Annotated in this window: 1 protein-coding gene; it reads right to left on the bottom strand. The window is 51.3% G+C overall.

The window, feature by feature from the left end:
- Positions 1–12,392: cadherin-like domain-containing protein (locus Q4488_RS02800; RefSeq protein ID WP_303578934.1), on the bottom strand; the 12,392-nt coding region annotated here is incomplete at its 3' end.
- Positions 12,393–12,673: the final 281 nt, after the last annotated feature.

The raw sequence follows: 12,673 nt of genomic DNA, 5'->3' as shown, positions 1-12,673 counted from the left end.
TTGCTGTAGCTGTAGTCACCGCTCGCCGTATCCAGTGTTAGCGTACCGTAAGTCCCCGCCAAGGTCGCCGTGGTACCAGTGACAGCCCCGGTATCAATACCGTAAGTCAGGGTGTCGCCATCATCGACATCGGCGCCACTTAAGGTGCCGCTCAAATTCGCATCGGTCGTGCTGCTGGACTGATCCACTTCGGCAATCGAGCCGCTGGTAACCGCATCGAGGGTCGGTGCATCATCGGCACCGGTGACATTGACGGTAAAGGTCTGCGTGACCAGAGCGCCGTCGGCATCCGTCACGGTCAGGGTGAACAGATCACTAACAGCATCGCCCGCATCCAAGGCTTCGATCGCAGCGGCGTCTTTGCTGTAGCTGTAGTCACCGGTGGAAGTATCTAAGGTTAGCGTACCGTAAGTCCCCGCCAAGGTCGCCGTGGTACCCGTGACCGTCCCAGTATCAATACCATAGGTTAAGGTATCACCATCGACATCGGCGCCACTTAAGGTGCCGCTGAGATTCGCGTCCGTAGTCGAACTAGATTGATCCACTTCGGCAATCGAGCCGCTGGTGATCGCATCGAGGGTCGGTGCATCATCCGCACCGGTGACGTTGACGGTAAAGGTCTGCGTGACCAAGGCACCATCCGCATCCGTGACCGTCAGGGTGAACAGATCACTGTCGGTATCACCTGCATCCAAGGCTTCGATCGCGGCGGCGTCTTTGCTGTAGCTATAAGCACCGCTAGCCGTATCTAAGGTTAAGGTGCCGTAAGTGCCGACCAAGGTGGCCGTGGTACCCGTCACCGATCCGGTAGCAATACCGTAGGTTAAGGTATCACCATCGACATCCGCGCCACTTAAGGTGCCGCTCAAATTAGCATCGGTCGTGCTACTGGATTGATCCACTTCAGCAATCGAACCGCTGGTGATCGCATCCAGGGTCGGTGCATCATCGGCACCGGTGACATTGACCGTGTAGGTCTGCGTGACCAAGGCACCATCCGCGTCGGTGACCGTTAAGGTAAACAGATCGCTAACAGCATCGCCCGCATCCAAGGCTTCGATCGCAGCGGCGTCTTTGCTGTAGCTGTAAGCACCGCTCACCGTATCTAAGGTTAAGGTGCCGTAAGTCCCCGCCAAGGTGGCCGTGGTACCCGTGACCGCCCCGGTATCAATACCGTAAGTCAGGGTGTCGCCATCATCGACATCCGCGCCACTCAAGGTGCCGCTGAGGTTAGCGTCTGTGGTTGTGCTGGACTGATCCAGTTCGGCAATCGAACCGCTGGTCACTGTGGCCAGTATCGGAGCATCATTAGTTCCGTTAATGGTGAAGACGGCGGCAACATTGGCCGTCAAGGAGCCATCGGTTACCTGTACCGTGAAGCTATCCGTAACGCTATCCCCAACATTCAATGCCTGAGTATCACTATCGTCGTCATTGAGTGTATAACTCATCACGCCCGTCGCAACGGTTAGGGTCGCACTGCCATAAGTGCCCGTTTTGGTGAAGCTGATGCCCCCATCGGCACTGCTCCAGCCATTAATCGCCAAGTTACCCAGATCATATTCTGCGGTTCCGTCAACATCTCCTTTCGTCAGGGTAATACTTGAGCTGTTGATGCCGGCGGTAGCGTTCGCCAGGCCACCTGCTTCAATCAAGGTTGCTGTCGCGGGGGTTGCTGAAATAGTGGGCGCATCGTTGGTACCGGTAATCGTTATGGTGACCGTTTCAGTGTCATTCAGCGGTGTACCATCATCATCGGTGGCCTGCACCGTATAGGTCAGGATCAATGTCTCGCCTGTGGCGAGGTAATCAAAAGCCTCGCTACCGGAGTCAAAACTCCACGCTAAGCTAGCCGTTGCGGTACTGCCGTCTAAAGCGGGTGTCGGCGTGAGGGTTAACATCGCCAACAGATCGGTATCCGATGGCGCAGCGCTATCCGAACGATCTGACGTGCCGCTCACGGCTAAGGTTCGCGTCGCGGTGACAATATCGGTGGTATCAACATCCGTTACCGTCAGGCTACCCGTCGCGTTCAGTGTGGTATCGGTTTCGTTAAGGCTGACACTATCCGGCCCATCGCTGATCACCGGCGCATCGTTAGTACCGGTAATCGTTATGGTGACCGTTTCAGTGTCATTTAGCGGTGTACCATCATCATCGGTGGCCTGCACCGTATAGGTCAGGATCAGTGTCTCGCCTGTGGCGAGGTAATCAAAGGTCTCGCTACCGGAGTCAAAACTCCACGCTAAGCTAGCACTGGTAGTACTCCCGTCTAAGATGGTCGTCGGCGTGAGGGTTAACATCGCCAACAGATCGGTATCCGATGGCGCAGCGCTATCCGAACGATCTGACGTGCCGCTCACGGCTAGGGTTCGCGTCGCGGTGACTATATCGGTGAAATCTAGATCCTCTACCGTCAAGCTACCCGCCGCGCTCAGCGTCGTATCGGTTTCATTAAGGCTGACACTATCCGGCCCATCGGTGATCACCGGCGCATCATTGACGGGAACCACCGTTGCTGTCGATACAAACGCAAATGTCCGAGTGTCATCTTCACCGCCGCTATCCTGAAGGCTGGTTAAGGTAACCACGCGATCGCCGGAGACGGGGTCTTCACTACTATGACGATACGCTAAACTGTCGATTAGGGTGTTGGTTTGCGCTTCCGTCAAGCCGGTCGTGTGACTGTACACAATGGTTGCGGTATCACCTGATAGGCTCACCGACACGCTGCCGCTATTGGTTGCCGTAGCGGTCGGGCCTGTCGTTACCAATGATATTTCAGTGCCGTCGATGAAGAGTTTTTCATCATTGCCGTCCACTAAACCGCTAACCGTCAATTGCAGTTCAATCAACGTTTGTCCTGGCTGAATAACATCAACATCAGCGGCACTAAACAACGGCTCTGCGGCCGAATTTTCTGTATAAGTCGGGTTCGTTGATGTGACGGTTAAGGTTGGCGGATCATTCTTTTCGATGACTTCAATACTGCCGCCACTTAAGGTTGTCGACAGCGTGGTTGGACCACCCGCCGTATCGCCATCCGCGTCGATATTATTCTCATCGCTCAACGTCACCGTATAAGCACGCACACCCACTGGCGGGTTATCGCTGGTTTGCTCGAAACTAATCGCTTCAAGAATTGCCGTCACTTGTGTCAAACTAGCGCTATCGGTCAATTGAATGACATAATCGCCGCTAGCCACATCAGCACCGCTAGTGGAAGCCACGCCATCGGCGACGCCTAGCCCTCCGGCTAAGGTAAATTTATCACCGGCCACTCGGTCCGTCAGACTGACAGTAATCGTACCCGCCCCAAACACCGTATCTGTTAGTGTATCAGTTGTTGCAAGATCGGGATCGGAAATACTCACACTGGTCAGTAATGCCTGAGACGGCGTGCCGATACCCACGACTGACGATTCTGTTAGAGAACCGCTAAACGGTGTCGCACTTAGACTTGGTGCATCATTGCGCGCATCGATTTGTACATAGATAGTTCGACTGGTATCTGAAACGCGTGATTCGAGCGTGTCCGCCGTTGTATCATAGGCGGTCAGGGCCCCTGCGGCTGAGAATGCGCCGATCACTGGGGTCGGCTCCGCTGCACTATCCGGAATCAGGCTTTCAACACCATAAACCGTCAGACTTGGCAGCGAGGCGCCATCGGTATTAGTATTGTCATCAGCGGCGACAAATTTCACCTGCGCTGAGGCGCTAAGCAGTAGAGCATTCGTACTTGAAATGCCCCCTATACCGGTGTCGTAAGTACTTAACAACTCCCAGCTATCGTTACCGCCATCTAGATCAACCCACCATTCGCCATCCAGCAAATCACTGTACGCTGATAGCGCAACCCCCGCCAAAGTATTACCTGTCACTCCGTCTGGGTCCGTCAACGAGAGCATGTCGGCAATACTCGTTACAACATCGGCTGCCGCTTCACTGGTAACAATGGTGAAATCAGCATCAACCGTTGGGGAATCATTACTGGGTGATAGGGTAATTTGCACCGTTGCCGTGGTCGCCAGTGCGCCACCAACGCCTTGATCGTTACCGCTTTCAGCGTTGCCATCATTGAAAGTGATATCAATAAACTTATCACCCGCCACCAATAGATCGTTATCGTTGGAATACGCAAGGTTGTGAATGATGGCATCAACCGCCGCTTGAGTCGCATTGGCGTTAAATGTCACCTGTAGAGTACCGTCCTGACTGTTATTGGTCAGCGTTGCAACACTCTCACCCAAATAATTGACGGATGAACCATTATTAAACAGCTTGAGCCCTGAAGGTTCAGTGAACCCTCCGCTGATGGAGATATCATTGACCCCCACTTGAATAACGAAATAGTCGCTTGTATCGGCACCACCCTGCTGTGCAACCGTAAGTGTTGCGCCGTTAAAGCTTGTTGTCGGAGAAAGGCTTTGCTCGATATCCGTCAATGAAGCGGCCGTCGCGCTATCGAGCAACACCGCCGTACCCGCGACATTAACCCCCACTGCTTCAACAAAGGCAATCACGTCGCCATCTAGATCAGCAATGATAGGAGCATCATTGACGGCGGTCACCGTGGTATTGAGCGTCACCGTATCCGTTGACCAGCCACCCGGTGAACCGATGGCTGACGCTATATCAACACCTGATCCGGTTGTTAAGTTAAAGCCATCTGAAAGATGAACACTCAAGCTATCAGGCGTACCGTTGTAATCGGCGGCATCGGGTTGGAAGCGAATCAAATCATTCGCAGAGACACCTAAAACTAGCGCATTACTGGTACTCAAACCACTCGTCGGCACCTGAACCCAATTAGTGCCACCATCGGTGGAATATTCCCAGTGACCGTTTGTACCATCTTCCGCATTAGCCACAATTGCTATACCGGCCAATGAATAATGACTGTCTTTGGTATCGACATCACTGAAGTTCGCACTGAATAAGCTACTCACCGTCGCGCCACTGGCCGCCGTATAGCCGCCGGAATTAGGAATGGGATCGACAGCGCCGGCATCTTCATAAACCGCAGCGAGGGTTGCACTGCCTGAGGCAACGGGGGCATCATTCGCCTGACTAACCGAAATAGTAATACTGCTACTATCGGTGGCGGCGGTAGTCGTACCGCTTCCATTATTTCCGAGGTCGCTTAGCACCACCGAAATAACCTCAGTGGTATCGGGATTATCACCCGGCGTATAGGTGAGGCCAGCCAACGCAGTCTCTACCTCGGTAAGCGAGCCGGTAATGCTGACACTACCACTATCATTACCGATGATCGACGCACCGCCGCCGGTAGCAACCTGTATTGCACCATCGTCATTCGTCAGTGTCACTTGAACCTTGCCCTGATTGGCGCCGCTGCCTTCGTTACGACTGGCTTCGACATCGGTCAGGCTGATACCCGCCGAACTTAGATCTAGGGCAATATTTTCTGTACCGCTATAGCTGGTAGTAGTGATGGTTAACACCGGTGCATCATTAACCGCGGTGACACTGGTTGATAACGCGACAGCATTGGACCATCCTCCACTGCCGCCGATGGCTGCCGTGATATCCTCCAGCCCTGTTGCCAATGCTGTTCCATCGGACTGTCGGATAGTCAGACTGCCCACAGCACCGTTATCATTTGCAACATCCGACTTATAACGAATGCTGGCTGTCGCGGCGATAACCAATGCATTGGTGTCAGACAAAGAGCCATCGGTCGGCACATCAATCCAACCGCTACCCTCATTGTATTGCCAACGACCATTGCTGCCATCTTCGGCATTGGCGGTGATAGCGATACCCGCCAGTGCGGTGCCTGTTGAGCCTCCACTGACGGTATCAGTTGCATCACTGTAAGAGCCAGCGAATAACGACGCGACGGTTTCCCCTGCGGGGTCTAAGGTATCTTCATCAACCGCTGCTAGCGTGGTCGCCGTTGCGATCGGGGCATCGTTGATAGGATTAACGGTAATCGCGATGGTATCGGTATCTGTCAGCACACCACCGATGCCCGTATTACCGAGATCACTGGTCAATACGGTTAACGTATCGGCGCCGTTGTAATGTGCATCAGGGGTATAAATAAGGCCATCGAGCGCCGCATTCACCTGTGCGGCTGTACCGGTAATAGTCACGCTCGCAGTGCCATTAGCGGTAATCGTTGCATCGCCGGTTGTTGCACTGAGGGTACCGTAAGTGACGCTAACCGTCGTACTCAACTGATCATCGCCACCTTGATCGGTGTCGATAGCGTCAGATACAGTAATCCCATTGCCGGCAGTGAAAGTCAGTGATTCATCTTCGTTAACACTTTGCCCCCCCGGTACGGTGTTAACCGGTGCATCGTTCACCGCAATAACGGTGATATTTAGCAATGCCGTTGCCGTCTCGTTGGTAACGGCACTGCCATCACCGGCACTATCCGGTATCGCAGCGATGACCGCCGCACTGTCAGGGTCAGCCCCCGTGTTACCGCCATCATTAACGACCACTTGAATGGTATCGGCACCGACATAATTGAGATTGCCGGTATAACTCAGACTCGCCAGCGTCGCATTCAGATCACCTAAAGTATCCGTGATAGACACCACTGATGTGCCATTATCCGTAATCACAGCATCGCCTGAGGCCGTTAGGTTCAAAACACCATTGCCCGCGGTCAAGGTGACCGTCAACGGGCCGAACGACTCATCAACACTCAGGTTGGTCGCAACACTGTCAGGATCGGCAATACTGATACCGGTAATCAGCAGCGCCTGCTCTTCCACTGCGGTGCGCGCCTCTGGCAGTGTAATCGTTGGCGAATCATTAACGGACAGAATCTCAATCTGGAACGTACCGGCGGGCTCATTGCCACCCCCACCATCAGATAGGACGAAATCAAACTGATCGGCAGTGCTTTCTAAACCATCATGACGATAGCTTATCTCGCCCGCCTTTAACTCAGCCACAGTAAATGAACTACCGACACCTAATTGATCTGAGCCACGCAATAGCTGTCCATAACTTACATCACTGGAGATCCGAAACTGGATTTCATCATCGGCATTATCGCTATCAGTACCAAGCAACTCGGCCACCGTCAGCGTTTTAGTCTGCCCTTCATATAGCGTAAATTCAGCGTTGACATCCAATACTGGGTCATCGTTTACGGGGATAATACTAATCGCTAACACCGTACTCGCGGAGGCATTGGTGGCGCCTGAATTATCGTTAACTGTAAACGTTAAGCTATCCGCAGTATTCTCATCACCATCATTGATATAATAAAGCTGACCGGCATTCAGCTTAGCAGCACTGATAACCGTTGTGTCAGTAACCACAGTGTAGGTACTGGCGTCATCGGCAGCGTAGGTTTCACCATCATTTTCGAGCCGAAGCTCGCCATACAAAGGCAAGGTACTGACGGTATAAGTCAGACTATTAACCGCCGCGAAGCCATCACTGCGATCGCCACCACCATCTGCGTCGCGCGCACCTATAACGGCATCGACGGGCAAGCCGTCAACATTACGGAACAGGGTGCCACCTTGTAGCACGACAGAGCCACCTTCTAACACATCAACACTATCAACCGCATCAATAACCGGTCGATCATTAATCGGCGTAGTATCGATCAGCGCAGTGCTGACACTGGTAACATTATTACCATCGGTGACAAAAAACCTAAACTGATCAATAAAATCTTCACTACCATCATGACTAAACGTCAGTAAGCCATTATTCACATCCGCCTGCGTGAAGGTGCTATTAATCGTTAGCGCAGCGCCATTGAGACGAAGCGTACCACTGGTAGGCAAGTTAACGAGAGAAAACTGCAGCTCAGCAGCGTCGCTATCGCTATCCGTCGCGTTGAGCACGTCAGTGGTGATAACAACGTTAGTATCCCCCTCAGAAAGACTCAGCGTGCCAGTGGTTACTATGGGTGCCGCATTCGCGCCGGCCGATGTTTCTGATGGGGTGTAGGTGCCAGTCACGGGCGCCGGTGTAGAAGCATCGACATTGATGCTAAAGGTCAATACGGTTAGTGCGGTAGAAGCAACCTCATCGGCATAAATACCGCCTGGACGCTCGGTGGGTTTAATCCGAGTATCACCATCCGTTACTGTAAAATCAAACGCATCGGTGGTGTTGTCACTGATCGTTTCAGTCAAGATATAACGAACGCTACCCGCAGCAATATCTGCTTGAGTAAAATTGGCGCCGACTAATAATTTAACCCATTCACCATCTTGAAAACGCGCGATATAGCCCTGCGTGGGTTGACTCTTCAGGGTAAAGGTTAGGTCGCTATCGGGGGAATCAATATCATCCGCTTGTAACATCGTCTCAGTTATGACTAATGTTGGAAAGTTCGAGTCTCCGCTGGGAGTCAGCGTTTGCGCATTACTCGAATTTAAATCCCCGCCGGCATTCACGGCTAACGTAGGGTCATCATTAACCGCAATGATATTAATACCCAGCGTGTTGCTGCTAGCTGCAATGGCGGTCGCGCCACCACGCGTAGAGGTATCGACCAATACGCGTGTTTCGCCGCCAGAATCACTACTCGAAACACCCGCCTCATAGGTATTATCTAACACCCGAATGGTGAGCGATGTCGGTGTACCGTTATAATCCGCCGCAGGCACAAACCTTACCAGCGTCGAACTTGATAACACTAACGCGCCACCAGTATCATTGACAGAACCGATATCAGACCAGCTTGAATCGCCGGTTGAATACTGCCAAACGCCTTCGGCCGCACTGGCAAGATTCGATACGATCGCAATTCCGCCAACGGTTGCGCCTACATCGGGATCACTAAACTGATAACCCGATAGCGCACTAATAGCTACGCCATCATTACTCGATGAGGAGATCAGAGGGTCTTCGTAAATTGTTGAACTCAGGTTACCGATACTGGTGGGAGCCAGATTATCCCCACCGATCGTTAGATCGATAGCGGTTGCACTAACCACACCTCCCGCACCATCCCTTAAACTAACACTAAATGTATCCGTTACTGACTCACTGCCATCATGGGTATACACCAACTGATCGAGTTGAGTGTAATTAAAGACGGTACCAACTGCGACACCATAGCCGTTCAGGGTTAGCTCTCCCGACACGGGCAAACTTTCTAAACGGAACACCAACTGTTTATCGGCATTATCAGGATCGATAACCGTTATCTGATCTGTCGAAAAAGTTAATGATCCACCGATAATTGCGACGTTTGCCGACAGAGTTACCGTTGCTGGCGTGGTATCACCCGGGACGTAAAGCGCGGGGGTATCATTCACTGAGCTAACACTAAGATCGAGTGTACTGGTAGAGCCGGTATTAACGGTATAGGTAATCTGAGGAACCGTGCCGTTCCAATCCACTAAAGGAGTAAACGTGTAGTCACCATTTGTCGCTATCACGAGTGAGCCGATATCGGTAATACTCACCGTATCACCCGCACTGTAAACAGTGACATCATCAGCGACCTGAAAACTGGTTATTTCGAGACTATTATCAACATCAACATCATTACTAAGCACATTGCCGCTAGCGATATTATCTTCGAGTACTGTTAACTCATCAGCGACCATCACGGAGGGATCGTCAATAACCGTAATACTGGTCGTCAGGGCTGCCCCAGTGGCATCAATATCGGTCTCGCCACTGCTAACATCGGTGGTTAGCCGTGAACCGTTACTAGAATAGCTGCGACTGACGTTATCCCCGTTGCTGCCGCTATTATCAATCGCATGAATAGTCAGGCTCGCGGGGGTTCCGTTCCAATTAGTTTCAGGCACAAAGCGAAGCAATGCCGTCGTATCTAGCAGCAATGCAGAGGCTGATGACACCGTGCCCACGGCTTGCCAAGACGCGCCCTGATCGGCTGAATACTGCCACTCACCTTTATCGCTGTTATCCGGATTAACACTGATGGCAATGCCCGCCAACGTGTTCATGTCGGCATCGGAGAAATGGCCACTCATCAGGTCCGCCACGGTCTCCCCTTCGGGGTCCAGCGTATCTTCATCAACCGCCGATAAATTGACCGTAGCCGTGACCGGTGTATCTGGAAGCGGATTAACCGTCACTATGAAGCTTTGTGTGTCTGTTTTTTGTGCACCACCCGTGTTACCGAGATCATTGGCAACAACGGTGATCGTGTCGGTGGCCGCCACGGTCGCGTTAGGATAATCCGCATCTGGGGTATAGGTTAGATTGGCACTCGTCAAGGCAGCGTTAATACTCGTGACACTACCTTGCACGGTGACACTGTGGCTATTATTACCGCTAACACTACTTAAACCGCTGCTATCAACAAAGTTAATATTACCATTATCGGCACTCAGCGTGATCTGAATCGTTGCATCACCGGCATCCACATCAGATACAGAGATACCCGCTAACGTTAAACTCGTATCTTCAGCAACAATCTGATCGGCTGGCACCACCAGCACCGGCGCAATATTAACTGAATTGACAGTAATACTCAGCGTACTGATATTACTCGTCCCACCAGCACCACCGGTGGCATCAATCGCTTGGAAAGTAAAGCTGGCATCACCGCTATAGTTTTCTGTCGGCGTATACGTCATGTCAGTGGCTTCTGCCACTGTCAGTAAATCGCCTGCACTCAAGGCAACACCACTGCTATTGAGTAACGCGCCATTAAGGTTATCTATATTAACAATTTGATATTGAACAATATCATCAACACCGTCGACATCATCCGCTACTAGACTGAGCGTCTGAGAAGCATTTTTGTCGACGCTAATAGCCGCATCTTCAGTGGTGGGGGCGTCATTCACCGATAGTACATTCAGCGTCATGGTGTTGGCGCTAGCGTCAGTATTAACACCGCCGTTAGCAACTCCACCATCATCCACGACTTGGAAAGTGAAATTACCGTAATCATCACCATTGGCGTCAGCGCTGGGGGTAAAGATCAACAAATTAGCGTTAATATTGGCAACTGACACCGATTGCCCTGACGTCGTGATAGCGACCCCATTATTAGTCAGTGTGCCGTTTAACGGTAAGCTCGTGATAATAACCGCATCGAACAGATCCGCAGGGGTATCGGAGAGATCACTAAATCCAAAGTCTGCCGCGCTAAAGGTATGCGAGCCATCTTCAGAAATGGTGATACTGTTATCGGTTCCAGACGGCGCGTCATTGACAGAGGTAACATTGATCGTTAAAGAAGCATTATTGGTCGCCGCAGGATCGCCGCTATAATTACCGCTATAGACGTTAATCTCAATGGTAACACTAACACTACCATTAAAATCAGAGGCAGCCTCAAAGCTCAATCCATTCAGAAAATCGTTAATACCTGAGAGGCTACCTTGTGACAATATTTGTGATCCGGCATAGCCCCCGTCAATTATATTTCCGTTGTCTGAATCGACTAGCGTGACTAGCGCTTCAAAATTCTCTTCTGTGCCATCATAGGTAATGGCAAAACCAGAAAAGTCATAACGACTATCTTCATTGATGGTTGGTGCATCAGGTGTGCTAATGACGGGAGGCGCTAGCGTACCGTCAAACGTGGCTAACGCTTCACTATCGAACGCATAGGCCGTATCAATGTCACCGGTTTGATATTCTAGTTCCCAGTTTCCTCCAAGGGCAGTCGCGCCGGTCAAATCATCAGACGCGGCCACATCGGCACCGGTCAGCAGCGCCAGTTCATCAACAAACAAAGCACCATCGGTCGCCGCCACTCGACAACCATATAGGAGAATATCACCCTCGTTAGAAAGCGAAGCACCGATAGCCGTCAATGTCGCGCGATAATCATTCATCGTATCGGCGTTGAGTACCGTGGTACCTATCGTAGCTTCAGCCTCTTCACCGTGTGAAAGAATATGTATGGCATCGACATCCGTTCGGCCTTGCAAGTAAGTTGCTATCTGCTCTAAGCCATCACCTGAGGCATCGATAATAACGACTTCAACACCCTCAGACACTGCGCTAACTAAACTTTCATATTGATCGATGGAGGCGTCAACAAAAACAATCTCTAGCCGATCAGCATCACTACCGATCGAATCAAGCAACATGTTTTCATCTTGAGTCGGCGACACGGCAAGAGGCTGATCGACGTCACTCAACGTCGCTATTAAAGCATCATCAACGGGCGAAGGCTCTGCCACGGCAGTCGGCTCACTGTCATGATCGATCAGGATTTCAGCACCGCTCGCGACACCAGCAGCATCCAACATAATACGAGGTTCGAGGGCTAACAGCGCCGAGCTTCGCCGATGCTGTAGCGATGCGGATGGCACGGCCTCAGCAGAATGAGTATGTTTATTGAGTCGACGCTCAGAAGCAACCTTACCCTTAGCGGTAGCATGTTCTGAAACGGCTTGCCAAACACGCTTTGCGTGATTCCATACAACGCGATACACGTGATTCATACTCACTCCCTATATAGAGACACACCAATCCATGGACTCAACAGCAGATGCCAACATAAACTGATTATGATGTGTCATAATTTGTCATCTCAATATATACGAATATAACGTTATGTAAAACCGCATCAAACAGTTTCATAAGCAAACGCCAAACAATGAACTTTAATCATAACCCTCTGATTATAGATCCATTAATTACGCTCAATCTGTTTTATACACAGCGATTGAAAATTGGCTATTGAAAATTGCGATTCGGTGATTAAAGCGTCATCATATAAGCC

Origin of the sequence: Amphritea sp. 1_MG-2023 (genome assembly GCF_030547545.1) — a bacterium.
In the GTDB taxonomy this organism is placed as follows: Bacteria; Pseudomonadota; Gammaproteobacteria; order Pseudomonadales; family Balneatricaceae; genus Amphritea.
The sequence above is the reverse complement of the archived record's forward strand: the minus strand, read 5'-3'. Positions and strand labels throughout refer to the sequence as shown.